19 protein-coding genes are annotated in these 17,984 nt (G+C 66.3%); 8 read left to right on the top strand and 11 right to left on the bottom strand.

Annotation, left to right across the window (positions count from 1 at the left end):
• Window positions 1–196 precede the first annotated feature (196 nt).
• The 6 genes from purB to HNQ08_RS06410 all read right to left on the bottom strand — a co-directional run bounded on the left by purB (window position 197) and on the right by HNQ08_RS06410 (window position 4,410).
• The gene (gene purB, locus HNQ08_RS06435) at window positions 197–1,504 is read right to left on the bottom strand and encodes an adenylosuccinate lyase (protein ID WP_184128644.1); all 1,308 of its coding nucleotides are present in this window, start codon (window positions 1,502–1,504) and stop codon (window positions 197–199) included.
• A gap of 284 nt (window positions 1,505–1,788) precedes the next feature.
• Window positions 1,789–2,121 (bottom strand): DUF503 domain-containing protein, encoded by a 333-nt coding sequence (locus HNQ08_RS06430; RefSeq protein ID WP_184128641.1) that lies wholly within the window; start codon window positions 2,119–2,121, stop codon window positions 1,789–1,791.
• 2 nt (window positions 2,122–2,123) lie between these two features.
• Window positions 2,124–2,348 (bottom strand): heavy-metal-associated domain-containing protein, encoded by a 225-nt coding sequence (locus HNQ08_RS06425; protein ID WP_184128638.1) that lies wholly within the window; start codon window positions 2,346–2,348, stop codon window positions 2,124–2,126.
• A complete protein-coding gene (locus HNQ08_RS06420; RefSeq protein ID WP_184128635.1) occupies window positions 2,348–2,890 on the bottom strand; it encodes a DUF1999 domain-containing protein in 543 nt (180 codons plus the stop codon). The genes HNQ08_RS06425 and HNQ08_RS06420 overlap by 1 nt, the downstream gene beginning before the upstream one ends.
• A 9-nt stretch (window positions 2,891–2,899) precedes the next feature.
• On the bottom strand, window positions 2,900–3,814 hold the full coding sequence (locus HNQ08_RS06415; RefSeq protein WP_184128632.1) for a ribokinase: 915 nt from the start codon (window positions 3,812–3,814) through the stop codon (window positions 2,900–2,902).
• Between the two features lie 50 nt (window positions 3,815–3,864).
• Window positions 3,865–4,410, bottom strand: a complete 546-nt coding sequence (locus HNQ08_RS06410) for a nucleoside deaminase (protein WP_184128629.1) — start codon at window positions 4,408–4,410, stop codon at window positions 3,865–3,867.
• Window positions 4,411–4,637: 227 nt separating this feature from the next.
• Here HNQ08_RS06410 and HNQ08_RS06405 point away from each other — a divergent pair, with 227 nt between their 5' ends.
• A complete protein-coding gene (locus HNQ08_RS06405; protein WP_184128628.1) occupies window positions 4,638–6,368 on the top strand; it encodes a long-chain-fatty-acid--CoA ligase in 1,731 nt (576 codons plus the stop codon).
• Window positions 6,369–6,465: 97 nt separating this feature from the next.
• Here HNQ08_RS06405 and tsaD read toward each other — a convergent pair whose 3' ends face one another.
• A complete protein-coding gene (gene tsaD / locus HNQ08_RS06400) occupies window positions 6,466–7,467 on the bottom strand; it encodes a tRNA (adenosine(37)-N6)-threonylcarbamoyltransferase complex transferase subunit TsaD (RefSeq protein WP_184128627.1) in 1,002 nt (333 codons plus the stop codon).
• A 58-nt stretch (window positions 7,468–7,525) separates the two neighbouring features.
• Between tsaD and mnmC2 the strand changes: the two genes are divergently transcribed.
• The 3 genes from mnmC2 to HNQ08_RS06385 are packed head-to-tail and all read left to right on the top strand — an operon-like array spanning window position 7,526 to window position 10,256.
• Window positions 7,526–8,194 carry a tRNA (5-methylaminomethyl-2-thiouridine)(34)-methyltransferase MnmC2 gene (gene mnmC2 / locus HNQ08_RS06395; RefSeq protein ID WP_184128625.1) on the top strand — a complete coding sequence of 223 codons (669 nt, stop codon included), beginning with the start codon at window positions 7,526–7,528 and terminating at the stop codon, window positions 8,192–8,194.
• On the top strand, window positions 8,173–9,216 hold the full coding sequence (locus HNQ08_RS06390; protein ID WP_184128623.1) for an FAD-dependent oxidoreductase: 1,044 nt from the start codon (window positions 8,173–8,175) through the stop codon (window positions 9,214–9,216). Before mnmC2 ends, HNQ08_RS06390 begins: the two co-directional genes overlap by 22 nt.
• A 41-nt stretch (window positions 9,217–9,257) precedes the next feature.
• Window positions 9,258–10,256, top strand: a complete 999-nt coding sequence (locus tag HNQ08_RS06385) for an isocitrate/isopropylmalate dehydrogenase family protein (RefSeq protein ID WP_184128621.1) — start codon at window positions 9,258–9,260, stop codon at window positions 10,254–10,256.
• A 71-nt stretch (window positions 10,257–10,327) separates the two neighbouring features.
• Here HNQ08_RS06385 and HNQ08_RS06380 read toward each other — a convergent pair whose 3' ends face one another.
• A complete protein-coding gene (locus tag HNQ08_RS06380) occupies window positions 10,328–11,512 on the bottom strand; it encodes an aminotransferase class I/II-fold pyridoxal phosphate-dependent enzyme (protein ID WP_184128619.1) in 1,185 nt (394 codons plus the stop codon).
• Window positions 11,513–11,787: 275 nt separating this feature from the next.
• On the opposite strand from HNQ08_RS06380, the gene dxr reads away from it, so the two are divergent.
• From dxr to HNQ08_RS06365, 3 genes are all read left to right on the top strand, one after another.
• Window positions 11,788–12,948: a 1-deoxy-D-xylulose-5-phosphate reductoisomerase gene (gene dxr, locus HNQ08_RS06375; protein WP_184128617.1), complete on the top strand. Its 1,161-nt coding sequence runs from the start codon at window positions 11,788–11,790 to the stop codon at window positions 12,946–12,948.
• Window positions 12,945–14,075: a M50 family metallopeptidase gene (locus HNQ08_RS06370; RefSeq protein ID WP_184128615.1), complete on the top strand. Its 1,131-nt coding sequence runs from the start codon at window positions 12,945–12,947 to the stop codon at window positions 14,073–14,075. The genes dxr and HNQ08_RS06370 overlap by 4 nt, the downstream gene beginning before the upstream one ends.
• Before the next feature lie 218 nt (window positions 14,076–14,293).
• Window positions 14,294–15,136 carry a hypothetical protein gene (locus HNQ08_RS06365; RefSeq protein ID WP_184128612.1) on the top strand — a complete coding sequence of 281 codons (843 nt, stop codon included), beginning with the start codon at window positions 14,294–14,296 and terminating at the stop codon, window positions 15,134–15,136.
• A gap of 112 nt (window positions 15,137–15,248) precedes the next feature.
• On the opposite strand, the gene HNQ08_RS06360 is transcribed toward HNQ08_RS06365, so the two are convergent.
• Entirely contained in the window at window positions 15,249–15,812 is a 564-nt protein-coding gene (locus tag HNQ08_RS06360) for a peroxidase-related enzyme (RefSeq protein WP_184128609.1), read from the bottom strand.
• Between the two features lie 50 nt (window positions 15,813–15,862).
• Here HNQ08_RS06360 and HNQ08_RS06355 point away from each other — a divergent pair, with 50 nt between their 5' ends.
• A complete protein-coding gene (locus tag HNQ08_RS06355; RefSeq protein WP_184128607.1) occupies window positions 15,863–16,501 on the top strand; it encodes an MBL fold metallo-hydrolase in 639 nt (212 codons plus the stop codon).
• 344 nt (window positions 16,502–16,845) lie between these two features.
• Here the strand turns inward: HNQ08_RS06355 and HNQ08_RS06350 are convergent, their stop codons facing one another.
• Both HNQ08_RS06350 and HNQ08_RS06345 read right to left on the bottom strand, forming a co-directional pair.
• A complete protein-coding gene (locus HNQ08_RS06350) occupies window positions 16,846–17,334 on the bottom strand; it encodes a PaaI family thioesterase (protein ID WP_184128605.1) in 489 nt (162 codons plus the stop codon).
• A 28-nt stretch (window positions 17,335–17,362) separates the two neighbouring features.
• A complete protein-coding gene (locus HNQ08_RS06345) occupies window positions 17,363–17,950 on the bottom strand; it encodes a DUF2231 domain-containing protein (RefSeq protein ID WP_184128603.1) in 588 nt (195 codons plus the stop codon).
• Window positions 17,951–17,984 lie beyond the last annotated feature (34 nt).

Raw genomic sequence — 17,984 nt, 5'->3', positions numbered from 1 at the left:
CTGCTCTCTTTCCCTAAAAGCGGAACGATAAAATTGTCGCTCTACTCAGAGCTGAACCAGGAGACGGGGCACTGCACCTTGGTGTTCACGAAAAAGCATCAGAAAGCGACTGCCTAAGACTACTTTGCCGCCTGGAAATCTTCGCGCGTGACTGGGAAGGGTGAGCTTCGGCTGATCAGCTGAGCGTGGCTTCAACTCACATCCCGAACCGTCCGTAGATCTCGTCCACGTGGCGCAGGTACCACGCCAGATCAAACGCCTCGTCCAGTTCGGTGGCATTCAGGGGGCTTTCCGGGTCAGCGGCCAGCAACTCGCGCAGGCCCTCGCCGGTTTCCCAGCTTTTCAGGGCGTGGCGCTGAACCAGATCGTAGGCGGCCTCGCGCGACATGCCCTTCTCGTCAATCAGGGCGTGCAGCACGCGCTGGCTAAAGACCAGACCGCCCAGATCATCCATGTTCTTGAGCATGCGTTCGGGGAACACCACCAGATCACGCAGTACGCCAGTCAGGCGGCGGGTGGCGTAACTGGCGGCGCTCGTGGCGTCGGGCAGGATGACGCGTTCGGCGCTGGAGTGGCTGATGTCGCGTTCGTGCCACAGGGCCACGTTTTCCAGCCCCGTCGCCAGGAAGCCGCGCAGCAAACGGGCAAAGCCAGTGACATTCTCGGTGAGAATCGGGTTTTTCTTGTGCGGCATGGACGAACTGCCCGTCTGCCCCTTGCCGAAGGGCTCCATCGCCTCACGGACTTCCGAGCGCTGAAGATGGCGGATTTCCACGGCGATCTTTTCCAGCGTGGTGCCGAAGATCGCCAGCGCCGCCAGCACCTCGGCATGACGGTCACGGGCCAGGGTCTGGTTGGTGATGGGAGCCGCCTCCCAGCCCCAGGCGCGGGCGACTTCCACTTCAACCTGTGGGGAGACGTGGGCGTAGGTGCCCACCGAACCGGAGAGCATGACCACCTGAATACGCCGCCGGGCCGCCGTCAGACGCTCCAAGTCGCGGTCCAGTGCCGCCATCCAATTCAGGAACTTCAGACCAAAGGTCATCGGCTCGGCGTGGATGCCGTGGGTACGGCCCACCGTGGGCGTGTGCCTATATTCCAGCGCCTGTATGCGGCAGACTTCGCGCAGCGCACCTGCGTCCGCCAGAATCAGCGCCAGAGCCTCGTCCAGCAGCAGGTTCTGGGCGGTATCCACCACGTCGGTGCTGGTCAGGCCATGATGAATGAAACGAGCCTCCTCGCCGTAGCGCTCGCTGAGGGCGCGGGTAAAGGCCACGATGTCATGGCGGGTGACGGCCTCGATCTCGGCCACGCGGGCCGCGAAGGCGTCATCAATGGGATCGGCGGCGGTCTGCTCCAGCAGCGCCGTGTGGGCCTCGCGCGGCACTTCTCCCTGATCGGCCTGGGCGTCCATCGCGGCCAGTTCCACGCGCAGCCACGCGCGGTACTTGCTGGCCTCGGACCAGAGGGTCTTCATTTCGGGCGTCAGGTAACGTTCGATCACGCGGCGAGGCTAACACGGGCTTGCCGCGGGTGAGGGCACACAACTTGATGGCCCGCCGTGGAGGATAGGAGGGGCAGTACCGTGGTGCGTTCTCTGCCCCAATCTGATCTGGAGATCGTTTCCTAAGATGCGAAATAATCGGGGTGGAAGCCCTGACGGAGAGGAACTGGCTGCTTCGCCCAGTAATCGAGGCCAGGCGCAGACGCTGGGCCCAATTGACCATGATTCCACTGGCCCACAGCCGGCAGTAGGCGCGTCGCAGTCAAATGACGCGCCGGGAGTCTTCAATCCTCCAACTCGTCCTCGTCCAGATCGCCCTCACCAATCATCGTGATCTCGGTTTCTTCAGAGGTGACGCGGTATGGCCCCTCGCTGGCCACATAGTCGGCAGCCATTTTCAAGGTTTCCTTGACCCAGCCGTAATCGTTGCTGATGGTCGCCACGCCGATGACTTCCCAGTCATGGGCATCCAGACCGTCCAGACGGGCGACGGTCAGGGGAAAGCGCACTTTCAGGCGCTCCACCACCGGGCGCACCAGGGCGCGTTTTTCCTTGAGGTTGCCCACCCACGGCATTTCCAGCCGCATGGTCAGCACCCCCACGTAACCCAGCGCCACGGTTACAGCATTCCGGCCAGGAAGCCCTGACCGCGCACCGCCCGCACCAGATCCATGACGGTCAGTTGCGATGGATCGTAATGCACCTCAAGTTGTCCGTCGTCAGGCGTGACCTTCGAGACGCCGGGCAGGGCGGACAGGGCGGCGGCAACGGTCTGCCCGGCGTCTCGGGACATGCCGCGAACGCCCAGCAGCACACGGGTGGCGGGAGTGGTCATGCCTGCCATTATGCGCTCCCCCCCACTTCCGGAAGGCCGGAAACTTCACCACCCCCACCGGGGTGTGAGGTGGCTGTCAGCCGCTGACCCGGCGAGGTTTCCAGACGGCTGCCCAGATGACGCACCGCGTACGCGCCGAGGACGACGGCCTCCTCGGCCCGCGCCGTGTCCTCCAGACCGGGCGTTATCGGGAAATGGACCTCATAGACGGCGGTGTCGTAGGCACTCTTGATGGTGGCGTGCAACAGGCCCTGCGCCGTTTCTGTCGGGGCCCCGGGCGATACGCTCAGGGTCCGCATCAGCACGATCGGCTTGTCCCCCTGCCACACCGATTGCGCAAAGATGAACCCCACCATCTGCCCTTCCTTCTCGGCCACGAACGAATGCTCGCTACGTTCGTAGAACTTCAGCGCAGGTAGGCTGGTGCTCAGGCGGCCCTCGCGCTCGCGTTCGGGCAGTGAATCGAAGGCGGGATCAAGGTGCCGCTGCACAGTCAGGTCCAGCGCCTGCAACGCGTCAGTGTCCTGTTCGGTGAAAATCCGGTAACGCATGGGGGCAGGCTAACAGGGGACCGGGGCAGGAACCACATCTAAGCGTTCACTCTCCCGCTGAACTTCGGCCCAGGTGGGCATGGCGTCCTGCGCGCCGGGGCGGGTACAGGTCAGGGCAGCGGCAATGCCGGCCCAGCGCAACGCCACTGCCAGTTCTTCACCGTGCGAGAGCCGCGCCGTCAGGACGCCGCAGAAAGTGTCACCCGCTCCGGTGGTATCCACCGCGTGGACCGGGTGCGCGGGAAGGCGGTACGTCCCCCCCGCGGTGACGGTCAGGCTCCCCGCGCCGCCCAACGTAACGGTCACAGCCCGCGGCCCACGGGCCAGCAAGGCGCGGGCACTGGTCTCTGACTCTCCCCCTCCAGCCAGCGCGGCGAGTTCATGTTCGTTGACAAGCAGATGGTCGGTCAGACTCAGCAGTTCTGGAGCAGTGTCGCGAGTGGGGGCCGCGTTCAGGACAACGGTCAGCCCCGCAGCCGACCCACGCCGGGCCGCTTCCAGAGTGATCTCTGGCGGCAATTCCTGTTGCAGCAGCAGGTGTGTGAAGGGGCTGAAATCGGCGGGCAGGTGGTCCGGCGTGAGGCGGGCATTCGCGCCGCTCGCCACAGTGATGGCATTCTCGCCCGCGTCTGAGACCGTGATCAGGGCCAGACCCGTCGGGGCGTCCAGGGTTTGCAGGCCGCCCAGGTCCACGCCCGCCCGCCTCAGCCCGGAAAGGGCCACTTCACGAAAGGCGTCGTCACCCACTGCCCCCACCATCGACACCTTCGCGCCAGCCAGGGCCGCCGCTACTGCGCCATTTGCCCCTTTGCCCCCCGGGGAGGTCCGCGTGTCTCCGCCCAGCACGGTCTCGCCCGGACCGGGAATGCGGTGGGCCCGGACCGTCAGATCAGCGTTGACGCTGCCCACCACCAGCACGCTCATATCCGCCCCCGATTGAAGTGCTTCATGATCCGGATGATAGTCGGTCCGACTCAGACGCCTTCAGTCTCTGCCGGGTACCTCTGACGCCACAGCGCCCAGCCCTCGTCGGGAAAAGCGCGTTTGGCCTCGGGGGCGAACAGGCGCGCGCCCTCCGTTTCCAGTTCAGGCAGGGGGCAGGGGACGATCTCGGTTTCCTGCATGGCCGGGTGATCGGACCACGCCAGAAGGCGGCCCGAGCCGCCCCAGGCGTCATCGGTGGCCCACACGATCCGGCCCACCTCCAGAAGGGCAGAGGCCCCCCCGCACATCAGGCAGGGTTCCAGGCTGGAATACAGGGTCAGCTCCTGCGGATTTTCCAGCTTGCCCGCCTGGAAAAACACGTCCATCTCGGCGTGCGCCACGCTGGCGTCACCCACCCGCTCGGCGGTCTGCGGCTCGCCCACGCGGTTGCGGCCCCGCGCGATCACCCGCCCCGTCTTGTCCACCAGCAAAGCGCCGATGGGCGAACTGCCCCGGTCCAGGGATTCGCGGGCCAGGGCCAGGGTCTCGCGCAGGTGGGCTTCATGGACGGAGGCATCAGGGGTGGAATCGGGCATGTCGCCAGTGTGCCAGCCCGGTGCGCCCGCCATGTCCAGCACAGGCTGCATTCTGTCTGCACCCAACCTTGAGTCCGCACACATCCGGGGGAAATGGTGGGGGTTGGCTTGAAGACCGGATCACCCATCTGTAATAGTTAGACCAAGTTCAATTCTTCCCCCCTTCTGCCGGCTCCGGCGGCCCAACACCCTGCCAATCCACCCCCGCCCCAACCCAGAGGAGCGCCATGTCACCTATCCCACCCGCCGAATCCTCCCTGCCCCGCCCCTGGCTCAAGCATTACGAGCCCGGCGTGCCGCACGACTTCACCCCCAGCGATCTGACGCTGCCTCAGATGCTTGAGAGGGCCGCGCAAAAGTACCCGGACCGCGTGGCCCTGGGCTTCCTGGGGGCCAACACCAGCTACCGGGAACTGTGGCAGAACGTGCAGAAGCTGGCGCTGGCGCTGCAGAAGATGGGCGTGAAGCCGGGGGACCGGGTCTCGGTGATGCTGCCCAACTGCCCGCAGTTCGTGACGGCTTTTTTCGGCACGCTGCTGGCTGGGGCGGTGGTGGTCAACACCAGCCCGCTGTACGTTGCCGACGAACTGGCGCACCAGCTGATCGACAGCGGCAGCGAGACCCTGCTGCTGCTCGACACCTTCTACCCACGTTATGCCCAGATCAAGGATCGCGTGCCTGTGAAGCGGGTCATCGTGACCGGAATTCAGGATGCCCTGCCGTTTCCCAAGAACCTGCTGTATCCCGTCAAGGCGCGGCGCGAGGGCAACTGGGTCGACGTGCCCAGTGACGCGCACATCCTCCGCTACACCGAACTGCTGAAGTTCCAGTCGCCCGCTCCCAGCCCCACACCGCGTCAGCCCGGCGATCTGGCCCTGCTGCAATATACCGGCGGCACCACCGGCGTTCCCAAGGGCGCCATGCTCAGCCACCGCAATCTGGTGGCCAACGCTGAGCAGGGCCGCGCGTGGATGACGGACCTGAAGGACGGACAGGAGGTCACGCTGGCCGCCATTCCCTTCTTCCACGTTTACGGCATGACCGTGGCCATGAACCTCAGCATCCTGACCGGCGCGACCATGGCGCTGATTCCGAATGCCCGCGACATCAAGATGGTCCTGTCGCAGATCCAGGCGTCGGGGGCCACGCTCTTCCCCGGCGTTCCCACGCTGTACAACGCCATCAACAACCATCCCGATACGCCCAAGTACGACCTGACCAGCATCCGCGCGTGCATCAGCGGCAGCGCGCCCCTGCTGCTGGAAACCGCCCGAAAGTTCCGCGAGATCACGGGGGGCGCGAATCTGGTGGAGGGCTACGGCCTGACCGAGGCCAGCCCCATCACGCACACCAATCCCATCTTCGGCGAGCAGCAGGAGGGCAGCATCGGCCTGCCCATGCCCGGCGTGGACGTGATCGTGGTGGGCGAGGACGGCAGGGTTGTGGAGACTGGCGAGGTGGGCGAACTGTGGGTGGCCGGCCCGAACATCATGCTGGGCTACTGGCAGCACCCCGAAGCGACCGCGAAGACGCTGCGCGAAATGCACGGCAGGACGTGGCTGCTGACCGGTGACATGGCGACGATGGACGAGGAGGGCTACTTCCGCATCGTGGACCGCAAGAAGGACCTGATCCTGGTGGGGGGTCACAACGTCTACCCCCGCGAGGTAGACGAGGTGCTGAACGCCCATCCCGCCGTGCTGGAGGCCGCCGCCGTGGGTCTGCCCGACGACTACCGGGGCGAGACGGTCCACGCCGTGGTGCACCTGAAACCCGGCACACAAGTCACCGAGGCCGAGCTCATCGCCTTCTGCCGCCAGCACCTCAGTTCGTACAAGGCACCGCGCAGTGTGGAATTCCGGAGCCAGGAATTGCCGAAGACAGCGGCCATGAAGATCCTGCGCCGCCAGCTGGCCCAGGAAGCCCGAGACGCACGCGAGAAGCAGCTGAGCGCGTAACCCAGACTTCCAAGGAGGAAGGCCCCCGCCCAGATGGGTGCGGGGGCCTTCCTCCTTGGATGGAGGCGATCAGGAGGGCACGGTCCCTCAGTCTCCCCTACCCGTTTGCCAGTGGCGCGTATGCCGTCGCGCCCGATGACAGCGGACTGGGCAGGCGGCCCGCCTTCAGCGCGGCGGCCCCGGCCAGGGCGATCATCGCGCCGTTGTCGGTGTTCAGCCCCTTGCCAGGGAAGACTACTCGCAGATCGGTTGCGGCAAAGGCTTCACGCAGGGCAGCGTTGGCCGCCACCCCGCCCGAGACCACCACCGTCCGCCGCCCGTACGCCTCGGCAGCGCGGCGGGTGGTCTTGACCAGCACCCCAACGGCGGCCTTCTGAAAACTGGCGGCGAGGTCTTCCGGGGCTGCACCCGCCCTGTGCGCCAGCAGCGCGGCGGTCTTCAGGCCGCTGAAGCTGAACTCGAAAGCCTTCTGTCCCTGCAACGGCTCCTTGAACGGTACGGCGTCAGGGTTGCCGCGCAGAGCGGCCTCGGCAATCGCTGGACCGCCCGGGTAGCCCAGCCCTGCCAGCCGCGCGATCTTGTCGAAGGCCTCGCCCGCCGCGTCGTCGCGCGTTGCGCCCACCAACACGTACTGGCCAACCTCGGGCACGTCGAACAGGTGGGTGTGCCCGCCACTGACCACCAGAGCCAGATACGGGGCCTCCAGATTCTCCTCTGAGGCCGCCGCGAAAATGTGGCCCTCCAGGTGGTGCGCGGCGAAAAACGGCACGTCCAGCGCCTGTGCCAGCCCTTTGCCGTACATCAGGCCCACCAGCAGCGCCCCCACAAGACCGGGGCCGGAAGTGGCAGCCACCGCGCCGATGTCGGTGACCGCCAGACCGGCCTCTTCCAGGGCGTGCGCCATCACGCCGTCAATGCGCTCCACATGCTCACGGCTGGCGAGTTCGGGCATGACGCCGCCGTACTGGGCGTGAACCGCCTGGGTCCAGATGCGGTTGGCACGTACCTGAACACCGCCCCCCGACAGTTCCACGATGCCCACGCCGGTATCGTCGCAGGAGGTATCGATGCCCAGGATGTACAGCGGCGCGGCACTCATCGCCGGGGAGTGTAGCAGGGGCGCACTGCATCGAAAGAAAGCCCTATCCTCGCGGCCTATGGAACGCGCCGCCGAATCACCCAGCATCATCGAGACGCCAGACGGCTCGCGCACCGCCTTCAACGCCCGCTTCGGCGAGGCGTACGGTTCGCGGCACGGCGCGCAGACGCAGGCACGGCATGTCTTTGTGGAGGGCACCGAAACCCACAGGCATCCGGCCCCGAGGGTGCTGGAGATCGGCTTCGGCCTGGGCGTCAATTTCCGCGCCACGCTGGCTGACACGGCGGCGCGCGGTGTTCCCCTCCAGTACGTGGCCTATGAATTCGACCCGGCCCCGGTGGGCTGGCTACGCGAGGTGTCGAAAAATGAGCCTGGGGCAGAGCATCCGGCGTGGCAGGCAGCGCTAGCGCAATGGCCGAATGGCCCGGTGGAAGTGCGCGCGGAAAACGTCCATTTGACCGTCCACGTCGCCGACGTGCTGAACGCCGACTTGCCACAGAACTGGGCCACCGCCCTGTACCTGGACGGCTTCTCGCCCTCACGCAATCCGGAGGTCTGGACGCCCCAGTTCGTGTCGCGGCTGGCGGGCACACTGGCACCGGGCGGCATTCTGGGGACTTACAGCGCCGCCGGCCATGTGCGCCGCTCACTCGAGGCGGCAGGGCTGACCGTGGAACGCAGACCGGGCGCGCCGGGAAAACGCGAATGCTTGCGGGCGGTGCGGTGAGTCCGGTTCTGGTGATCGGCGCGGGGATCGCTGGAGCCTCTGTGGCCTACTTCCTGTCGGAACTGGGGGTCCGGGCCACGGTGATCGACGCGGGTATCCATGCGGCCAGTTCGGTGCCGTCTGCCCTGATCAATCCGGTGCGCGGTCAGTCGGGCGGGGTGGACGCCCGCGCCCTGGAAGGCATGGAGCTGACGTGGGCGCTGCTGCGAAAGCTGAGCGAAGGGGGGTTCAAGGTGCCACATGGCCAGACCGGCGTGCTGCGGCCCATCCCGGACGACCGGGCGCGGGCAAGGTTCGAGCGCAACCTGCCGCCCGAACTCGCGCACCGCTGGTTGAGGAGGGATGACCTGTCCGTGCCGCTCGCCCCTGCCTGGGCACACGCCCTGTGGCTTCCGGAAGGGGGCTGGGTGGACGGCGCGGCGTTCGTGGGGGCGCTGCTGGAGGCGTCAGAGGCGCAGGTCATCCGTGGACGGGCGTGGCGATGGACGGCGCATTCGGTAGAGGTGCGAGGGGCAGCAGGCTCCAGCCCGCTTTCGTCCACCTTCCAGGCTGTCATCCACTGCGGCGGCTCCATCGGCTCAGGCTGGGCAGGCGAGAGCCGGACCCACCGGATGGGCAGCCTGCTGACGTTGGACCGCCCGGCGGCAGAATTTCCTCTGAGTTTTGGCGCCTACCTGGCCCCTTCCGCAACGGGCGGTGTGCTGGGCGCAACGTATGAGTCCCCGGCCCAGACCTGGCAGGAGCCGACGCTGCCGCTGGCCTCGCTGGGCTGGCTGCTGGGAAAGGGGGAAGCACTGACCGATCTGAGCGGCGTGGGAGTGACCGGGCGCTGGACCGGTTCACGTCTCTCAGGACTGAAGATCGGGCAGGACGCTGGCGGAGTGTGGCATCTGTCCGGCCTGAGCAGCAAGGGCTTTCTGCTGGGGCCGTTGCTGGCGCGCGAACTGGCCGGACAGGTAGCGCTGTCGCTCGCGGAGCCGCCCGCAGGCGGCCGGTCCCACACCCCGTCACAAGCCCGGTAACGCCCCCCGCACCTCAGCCCGTGTGAACTAGACTGTGCATCATGGCGAAATACCGCATCTGTTCTATCGAGGGCGATGGCATCGGCCACGAAGTCATCCCCGCCGCCCGCCGCGTGCTGGACGCCGCCGGCTTCGACGCCGAGTACGTGGACGCCAAGGCCGGCTACGAGTACTACCTGGACCACGGCACCAGCGTCCCGCAGGCCACCTACGACGCGGTGGAAAACACCGACGCCACCCTGTTTGGCGCCGCCACCAGCCCCAGCGGCGAGAAACCCCCCGGCTTCTTCGGCGCGATCCGGCACCTGCGCCAGAAGTACGGACTGTACGCCAACGTCCGTCCCACCAAGACCCGCCCGGTGCCCGGCGCGTACGAGAACGTCGATCTGGTCATCGTGCGTGAGAACACGCAGGGCCTGTACGTGGAGCAGGAGCGGCGCTACGGCGACACCGCCATCGCCGACACCGTGATCACCGGCGAAGCCAGCCTGCGGATCGGCAAGTACGCCGCCAACCTCGCCATGCAGCGTGACAAGCGCCTGACCGTGGTGCATAAGGCGAACGTGCTTCCCGTGACCCAGGGCCTCTTCCTGAACACCATTCTGGACCACACCAAGACGGTGGAGGGCCTGAACGTCAGTACCATGATCGTGGACAACGCCGCCATGCAGCTGGTCCGCAACCCACGCCAGTTCGACGTGATGGTCATGACCAACATGTTCGGTGACATTCTCTCGGACCTAGCGGCCGGTCTGGTGGGCGGTCTGGGCATCGCGGCCAGCGGCAACGTGGGCGACAAGTTCGGCATCTTTGAATCGGTTCACGGCAGCGCCCCCGACATCGCCGGACAGGGCGTCAGCAATCCCACGGCCACCATCCTGGCCGCCGTGCTGATGCTGGACCAGCTCGGGGACCACGAGACCGCCCGCCGCATCGATAACGCCGTGAACAAGGTACTGGTGGAAGGCCCACGCACCCGCGATCTGGGCGGTACCGCAGGGACCAGGGAGTTCACGGACGCGGTAATCGCGGCGCTGTAAACCGCGCAAACCTGTCAACAGGATCAACACGAAAGGTGGCCGTCGATCCACGGCCACCTCTTTTTGCCTCCCTATTCCAGAGCGCCCTCGAAATCCCCCAGCAGATCGCCGATGTCCTCGATGCCCACGCTGATCCGCAGCAGCCCAGGCGTGATACCCAGGCGGCGGCGCTCGGCCTCGGGCAGGGCGCGGTGTGAGGTCCCCCAGGGCCACGACAGGGTGGTGACCACGTCGGCCAGACTAGGGGCCAGTGGAATGCGCCCTGCCAACGCCCTGACGAAGGCCGGAGCGTCCTCAATGTCGGCGGCCAGCATCCCACCGAAACCGTTGGGATACAGGTCCTGAGCCAGGTGAAACTGGGGGTGATCGCTGAGGCCAGGGTGGTACACCGCCGCCACGCGCGGATGGTTGACCAGCACGTCGGCCACCGCCTGTGCATTGCCGGAGTGGGCGCGCATTCGCAAACCCAGCGTCTTGAGGCCCTGCATGGTCATCCACGCGTCAAAGGCGGACATGGTCCCGCCCAACCGCAGCAGGCGGGTCCGCGCCAAGGCCACCAGATCGGCACGGGCACACAGCACTCCGCCGAACGCGGTGCTGTGCCCACTCAGGTACTTGCTGACGCTGTGGGTGATCAGGTCCGCGCCGTGCAGGGCCGGGCGGAAGACAGCGGGGCTGGCGAAGGTGTTGTCCACGCTCAGCAATGCGCCGTGATCATGGGCCAGCCGCGCCAGGGCAGGCACGTCCGGCACGGTCAGCAGCGGATTGGTCAGGCTCTCGACGTGCACCACCTTCGTGTTTTGGCGAAGGGCCGCTTCTACCTCGTTCAGGTCGCAGGCGTCCACGAACGACACCTCAATGCCCAGGCGCGGAAATTCCTCGGCCAGCAGCGCGTAAGTCACACCGTACACGCGGGCGTCGGTGATCACATGGTCGCCAGTTTTCAGCACGCCCAGCAGCGCCGCGCTGATCGCGGCCATGCCGCTGGCCGCCACCAGGGCTGCCTCGGTGCCCTCCAGCACAGCCAGGGCGCGTTCCAGCGTCGCGGCGTTGGGCGTGCCGTTGCGGTAGTAGAAGGCGGCAGGTTCCGCGCCACTCATGGCCCCGTCCAGCGCGTCCAGATCGGGGAACGCATAGACGGTGGACTGGTAGATGGGTTCGACGAGCGGCGCCGAGGCATTGGGGCGGGCCTCCTCGCCGGCGCGGGCGGCCAGGGTGGTGAGATCGTAGTCGGCGTGGTTGTCGGCGGGAGTCACGCGCACAGGCTAGCGTCTCCGCTGCGGGAAGGACTTCACTACCGCGCTTCAGTCGCCTATCGTTCTTCAGAAGCTGCCCCAAAAACCCGCACTGATCAGGCACAGCCAGAAATTGCTGACACAAGGGCTCGTTGGCCGCCCTCCAGCATCACCCGTCCCAACGGATCAGAGGGTGGCCTGAGGGTTCCCTCAGCATGCGGTAACCGTTGTCCACCCCTCACCCACGTTCCACTCCCCACACTCTGGGCGCCCGCCATACGTCATGCTGGGACGCAATGGAGCTTACGGTTTTGGGCAGCACGGGCAGCATCGGCACGCAGGCGCTGGACGTGGCGCGGGAGCGTGACTACACAGTGACGGCGCTGGCGGCGGGACGCAATCTGGAGCTGCTCTCGGCCCAGGTGCGCGAGTTTCGTCCCGCACTGGTCAGCGTGGACCCGGCGGTGTACGGCGAGGCCAGGGCGCTGTTGCCCGACGTGCGCCTGAGTGCCGACGTCTGCGAGGTGGCCGCCCGCAAGACCGATGTGGTGGTCAACGCCATGAGCGGCCTGATTGGGTTGGCCCCCACCCGCGCCGCCCTTCAGGCGGGCCGGGCGGTGGCGCTGGCCACCAAGGAAGCCATGGTCACGGCGGCAGAGCTGATGTGGGAGGCGGCGGACGAGGGCGGTGGGCGCGTGGTGCCAGTGGACTCGGAACACACGGGCGTCTTCCAGTGCCTGACCGGTGAGGACATGGCTGACGTGGCCGAGGTGATCTTGACCGCTTCAGGCGGCCCATTCCGTGATGGCCCCGCCGATCTGGGCAGTGTTACGCCCGCGCAGGCACTCAGGCACCCCTCGTGGAGCATGGGGCCGAAAGTGACCATCGACAGCGCCACCCTGATGAACAAGGGACTGGAGGTCATGGAGTGCGCCAGCCTGTACGGCCTGCCGCTGTCACAGGTGGGCGTGGTGGTGCACCCCCAGAGCCTGATCCACGCGGCGGTGCGCTTCCGCGACGGCAGCCTCAAAGCGCAGTTTGGCCCCACCGACATGCGGCTACCTATCGCCTACGCCATTGACGCAGCCCCCACCGGAATGCAGCGCCCCGGCGACGTGCGCGGCGCCAGACGTGGGCCGGAGGTGGCCGGGCATCTGTCCTGGCCCATGCGCGGGACATGGGACTTCCGGGAGCCGGACTTTGACCGCTTTCCCTGCCTGGGCCTGGCCTACCGCGCCGGGGAGGCTGGCGGTGTGTTCCCAGTGGCCCTGAACGCGGCGGATGAGGTGGCGGTGGAGGCGTTCCTGGCCGGACAGCTGTCCTTCACGGGCATTCCGAAGCTGCTGGAGCGTGTGCTGGACGAGACACCCGCTGGAGCGCTGACCTGGGACTCGCTGGCCGAAACCGACGCCTGGGCACGGCTGCGCGCCTGGGAACTGGTGGAGGTGCGGGCGTGAGCGTATTGCAAAGCATCTCGGCGGCCCTGACGCCACTGGGCCTGGTCTGGACCCTGCTGATCATCAGCGTCGCCACCTTTCTGCACGAGCTGGCGCACTACGCGCTGGCCAGAGGGCAGGGCGTACGGGTCAATTCATTTTCCATCGGGATGGGCCCCATCCTCTTCCGGCGACTGTGGCGCGGAACCGAGTGGCGCCTCTCGCTGCTCCCAATTGGCGGTTACGTGGAAATCGACGGCATGGCCCCCGAGGAGGTCCGGAGCGGTGAGGGAGAGGTCAGTTACCGTCAGGCCACCCGTGGCTTTGCCGCCCTGTCTGCTCCCGGCAAGATCGCTGTGCTGTTGGCCGGGCCGCTGATGAATCTGCTGCTCGCCATCGGCCTGATGACCCTGACCTTCACCTCGCAGGGCATTCCGGCCTTGGACCGGGCGCGTATTGAGTCCGTGCAGCCCAATTCCCGCGCGCAGGCGCTGGGACTGCAGACCGGAGACGTGATCACCGCCATTGACGGGCAGGACATCCCCGATACCCTGGAAGTCGCCGGGCGCAGCGTGACGGGCTGGGAAAACCTCCGGAATGTGCTGGGCACGCCAGGACCGCACACCTTCACGCTGGAGCGGGCCGGAGGGACGCAGGAAGTTACCTTCGACTGGACGCCCACCGTGGACGGCAAACGGCAGCTGCTGGGCATCGGTTACGGCCCCGACATCGTACGCGCGGACCTGGGGACGGCCTTTCAGACTTCGCTGACCACGACGGCTGAGGCGGTGCCGCAGGTGCTGCGGGCTTTCGGCAATCTGTTCGGACGCTTCTTGACCCTGAACTTCACGCAGGACCAGAACGTGACTGGCCCCATTGGCACCACCGAGATCGTGGGGCGCGCCGCCTCGGCTAGCCCGTGGGCGCTGGTGCAGGTGGCGACCCTGCTGAACCTGTCGCTGGCCTTTTTCAACCTGATCCCCATCCCCGGCCTGGACGGCGGGCGCATCCTGCTGGTGCTGGTGGGCGTGCTGCGCCGCCGTCCCCTGAGCTTCTCGCAAGAACAGGCCATCAACGTCGCGGGCTTCGCCTTCGTGCTGCTGCTGATGACGTTCGTGGTGGTGCGCGATGTGAGCCGCTTCTTCTGACCCGGCCCGGGAAAAGTTAAGAGACGAGAGGGGATCTGAGTGGTCACTAAAAACGCGTCTCGGGGTGAACGAAACTGGTTCAGGGTTAGACCAGACTGGAAAGGTTGGAATTCAGGCAAGACAGCGTGAAAAAGAAATTACCCCATGCCCATCAAAAGCCTGACTTTTCACGTGGCATTTCGCGGCGCTGTGTTAAAACGTTCTTCATGATTGGAAAAATGAGGAAGTTGCTCGCGTTGGGATTGGCCGTGGCTGGACTGACCGCAGTGGCACCGGCGGGCGCGGCAGACGTCCGTCTGGGTCTGAACAGCAGTGCGGGCCTGGGTTGTCAGATCGTGGGCGGTCGCGTGGGCTTTCAAGAGGGCCGTTTCGGCCTCTATGGTCAGGGCTCCTACTGCACCAGCAATGTGGAGGGCAAGGGGGGCACCGGGGCCTTCGGCGGCCTGATTACAGGGGACCTGCTCACGTTCGGCAATGTGACCACCTACGCCCTGCTGGGCGCGGAGATTCAGGGCAGCAACACCGCCGTCCAGGGAGGACTGGGGCTGCGCTACGGCCTGGCCCTGCTGCCCGTCGAAGCGTATGTGGAAGTGGGCGCGCAGCGCATCAGCACGGCGCTGCAACCGGTCATCGGACCGCGTCTGGCGGTGGGCGTCAATTACCGCCTCAACGTCGCCAATCTGCAAGGTGACATCCCCGCGCCGCTGGTGTTCGAGGACGGCGAGACCGTCCAGTATGCGGGGAGCGCCCCCGAGGAATGCAAGCTGACGCAGGAGCAGGACATCGCCAGGGCACGCGGCGCAGCCCGGGCAGCGGCGAATGAAGGACTGGGAGCGGCGGCCAGTGCCTACGGCGCGGCCTACTCCAACGTGTCGTACAAGATCGAGATTACCAGCGTGGGCATCAACGGCAACGTGGGAAGTGCGGGCGGCAAGGTGACCATCACCGCCACCCAGAACAGCAACGGTCAACGGGTCAGCGGCACCTACGGCGGCACCATCAAGCTGGTGCGCTCCGGCTGTGGCTGGCAGGCCACTGGCTTTACCCGCAGCGACGGCTAGCGCTGGGGCTTCGCCGAGCAATCTTAAGGAGAACCGCTGGACCGTCACGCTGGATTGTGACTGTTCAGCGGTTCAACCATATTGGTGGTCCGGCTGCCTGACTGGCCTGCCCTTACCGCGCCCGCCCGTGGTACTCCGGATTGGGAATGAACCCCAGCGCGCTGCTGATCCGATTGGTCATGTTGAACATGCCGATTACCTGCACGGCCTCCAGAATCTGGGCGTCGTCCAGGCCCGCGTCCCGCAACGGGTTCAGGTCCGTCTCCACCATTCCCGCAGGGTGCAGGGTCAGCCGCTCGGCGAAGGCACAAAGGGCCGCCTCGCGCATGGACAGGTCAGCGTGGCGCCAGTTGACGGCCACGGTGTCCGCCTTCCTGGCCTCCATGCCGTATTCCCGCAGCGCGGCGCCGTGCGAGACCGCGCAGTACACGCAGCGGTTCAGGCCGCTAACCACCACCGCCATCATCTCGCGCTCCATGTTGCTCAGGTGGCCCGGCTTGTTGACCAGCAAGTTGAAGTAGTTCCACCACGCCAGGAACTGCTCGCCGTTGAGCGCCTGGGCCTGAAAGACGTTGGGCACGAACCCCAGATTCGCCTCCGCCTTGCTCCACAGTTTGCGAACACCCTCGTGCGCGTCTTCACTCGTCGGCACGGCCAGCCAGGAAATTCTATTCATGAGACAGTCAGCTTATCCTGCGCGGACCAGCGGGTGAAATCATCACTCCAGTGCCAGTTCTCACCCCCAACGTCCGTGTCCATTCGCTGTACGCCAACGTCTATCTCCTGAGCAGCCCGGCAGGCCGCCTGCTGGTGGACACTGGAGCGTGGCCCTACGCCGCCCGTTTTAACCGTCTGCTGCGCGACTTCGGGCCGGACGCCGTCCTGCTGACCCACGCCCATGTGGATCACTCGGGGGGCGCATGGCGGGCGGCCCGACGCGGTCTCCCGCTGCTGGCGCACCCGTTGGAACACCCACAGCTGACCGGCGAGATCCATAGCCTCCCCTATCTAGCCGGAGGCCCGGGCCTTGGACAGCTGGTCCCCAGGGTGCACCCCAAGGTGACCGCAGACGCCCTGCACGCGGTCCACCCCGGCGAGACCGTGCTGGGCTGGGAAGTCGTTGCCCTGCCGGGCCACACCCACGGCCAGATCGGCGTGATGATGGACGGTGTGCTGGTGGCCGCCGACGCCGTGATCGGGGCCGCCGATGGCGCGCACCTGCCCAGAGCCACATACAACGCCGACCACTCCCAAGCCCAGCACACCCTCCGGCGAATCGCTGAGATGGATCTGCGGGCTGTCCTGCCCGGCCACGGAGGACCGCTGTCACCCGAGCAGGTGCGGCGGCGCGCGGGCCGGACGTAGCAGCGTGCTTGACAGCTAAATAATCTTAGAAAGAACTGGTTTCGCTGTGACGAAAATGCATGCACCCCTGAACGGCCCGGTGGCGCTGCTGTGCTGGAGGCCGCATCTCTGGTTGACCTTCTCTCAGTTCGTCGGTTCAGCACACCCGGAGGGCGATGCACCCAGCTTTCATAAGCCGTTACGAACTCCCTGAACGCTTGCGGGAGCTTGAGGACGGTTGCTGTGGCTGATGCCGCTCAGAGGGGCCTGAACATTCCTCCACCACAACAAGATCGGCCTCCCACCATGACGCCGTAGAACCACCTTCAACCACTAATTGAAAGTGCCGCTGGTTTGAAGACGGCTTATCCCCGTGAGCTGCCCACCGAAATCACGGTGCAGGTGCAGCGGGCCAGACTGGTGAGCCGTCCGCGCTCGTCTTTGATTTCTACCGTCCAGACCAGCACACTGCGACCCCGGTAGGCCAATGCCGCCTCGCCGGTCACGAAGCCGCCCGACACGCCCCGGACATGCGTACCGCTCAGGTCAACACCAACAGCCACTTGCTTGCGGGGATCGAGGTTAATCCATGATCCCACGCTGGCCAGTTCCTCGGCCAGCGACAGGTTCGCCCCGCCGTGCAGCCGTCCGGCAGGCTGCAGATTGCCCTCCACAGGCATGCGGGCGCTCAGTCGCTCACGGGTAATGCTGAGAAACTGAATGCCGAGGCGTGCGCCAAGGGTGCCGCGCAGCCCGCTGCCCTGCGGGCCGTTCATGCGCCCGGCCACTTCCTCTGGCGTCAGGTGGGCCAGATCCTCGGGGGTGGGGAAATTGAGATCGGGGTGCAACGTCATGCGACGAGAATAGGGTGCATAGGCCGCCTCAGCCTTGCGGATGGTCCATGGTCTGTCCCACGCCCAGCCCATGCCGGTACACCAGCTCGCCGCCCAAGAAGCCGCTCGCCAGCGCCAGTCCCAGCGCCGTGCCCGACAGCAGCTTGCCCAGCCCACGCTTCTGCCTGCGCCGGGCCACGATGGAACCGATGTTCAGGAAAAAGGCGGTCTCGTTGAGCAGGCCATGAATCAGGCCGGTGCGCCGCGCTTCACCCCGCGCGCCGCTCCAGTCCGTCCAGCCGGTGGCGATGGTGGCGACGGCGCCCACCGTGCCCAGCGTCAGTGCCAGATCGGCGGCCTGCTCGCTGGCTTCCGACTTCTGACCGGGGAGGAAGTCCAGGATTCCGGCGATCATCCAACCGCCCAGTGGCAGATGCACCAGGATCGGATGAAGTGGGTGGCCCAGCGGCACGCCATGCAGGGCGTCGGTCACGCCGTCCGGCAGCGCCCCCTCCACACCGCGCAGGGCCAGTTGCAACTTCTCGGCCAGCTCATCGATGGCATCGTGGTTGACAATGGCATCCTCAATGACGTAGCTGGGCTTGTCCTGATCGGTCTGCCAGGGAAGAAGACTCATGTCTCGACGATAGGCGCGGCGCCGACGCTGGCGT

Origin of the sequence: Deinococcus humi (assembly GCF_014201875.1) — a bacterium.
Classification (GTDB): Bacteria; Deinococcota; Deinococci; order Deinococcales; family Deinococcaceae; genus Deinococcus; species Deinococcus humi.
The sequence above is the reverse complement of the archived record's forward strand: the minus strand, read 5'-3'. Positions and strand labels throughout refer to the sequence as shown.

Excerpts from the sequence above, each read along its gene's own strand:
- mnmC2 (WP_184128625.1), top strand. The coding sequence starts at position 7,526 with ATGGAACGCGCCGCCGAATCACCCAGCATCATCGAGACGCCAGACGGC.
- HNQ08_RS06365 (WP_184128612.1), top strand. The coding sequence starts at position 14,294 with ATGAGGAAGTTGCTCGCGTTGGGATTGGCCGTGGCTGGACTGACCGCA.
- HNQ08_RS06360 (WP_184128609.1), bottom strand. The coding sequence starts at position 15,812 with ATGAATAGAATTTCCTGGCTGGCCGTGCCGACGAGTGAAGACGCGCAC.
- HNQ08_RS06420 (WP_184128635.1), bottom strand. The coding sequence starts at position 2,890 with ATGCGTTACCGGATTTTCACCGAACAGGACACTGACGCGTTGCAGGCG.
- HNQ08_RS06390 (WP_184128623.1), top strand. The coding sequence starts at position 8,173 with ATGCTTGCGGGCGGTGCGGTGAGTCCGGTTCTGGTGATCGGCGCGGGG.
- HNQ08_RS06350 (WP_184128605.1), bottom strand. The coding sequence starts at position 17,334 with ATGACGTTGCACCCCGATCTCAATTTCCCCACCCCCGAGGATCTGGCC.
- HNQ08_RS06405 (WP_184128628.1), top strand. The coding sequence starts at position 4,638 with ATGTCACCTATCCCACCCGCCGAATCCTCCCTGCCCCGCCCCTGGCTC.
- HNQ08_RS06425 (WP_184128638.1), bottom strand. The coding sequence starts at position 2,348 with ATGGCAGGCATGACCACTCCCGCCACCCGTGTGCTGCTGGGCGTTCGC.
- dxr (WP_184128617.1), top strand. The coding sequence starts at position 11,788 with ATGGAGCTTACGGTTTTGGGCAGCACGGGCAGCATCGGCACGCAGGCG.
- HNQ08_RS06345 (WP_184128603.1), bottom strand. The coding sequence starts at position 17,950 with ATGAGTCTTCTTCCCTGGCAGACCGATCAGGACAAGCCCAGCTACGTC.
- HNQ08_RS06415 (WP_184128632.1), bottom strand. The coding sequence starts at position 3,814 with ATGAGCGTGCTGGTGGTGGGCAGCGTCAACGCTGATCTGACGGTCCGG.
- HNQ08_RS06410 (WP_184128629.1), bottom strand. The coding sequence starts at position 4,410 with ATGCCCGATTCCACCCCTGATGCCTCCGTCCATGAAGCCCACCTGCGC.
- tsaD (WP_184128627.1), bottom strand. The coding sequence starts at position 7,467 with ATGAGTGCCGCGCCGCTGTACATCCTGGGCATCGATACCTCCTGCGAC.
- HNQ08_RS06385 (WP_184128621.1), top strand. The coding sequence starts at position 9,258 with ATGGCGAAATACCGCATCTGTTCTATCGAGGGCGATGGCATCGGCCAC.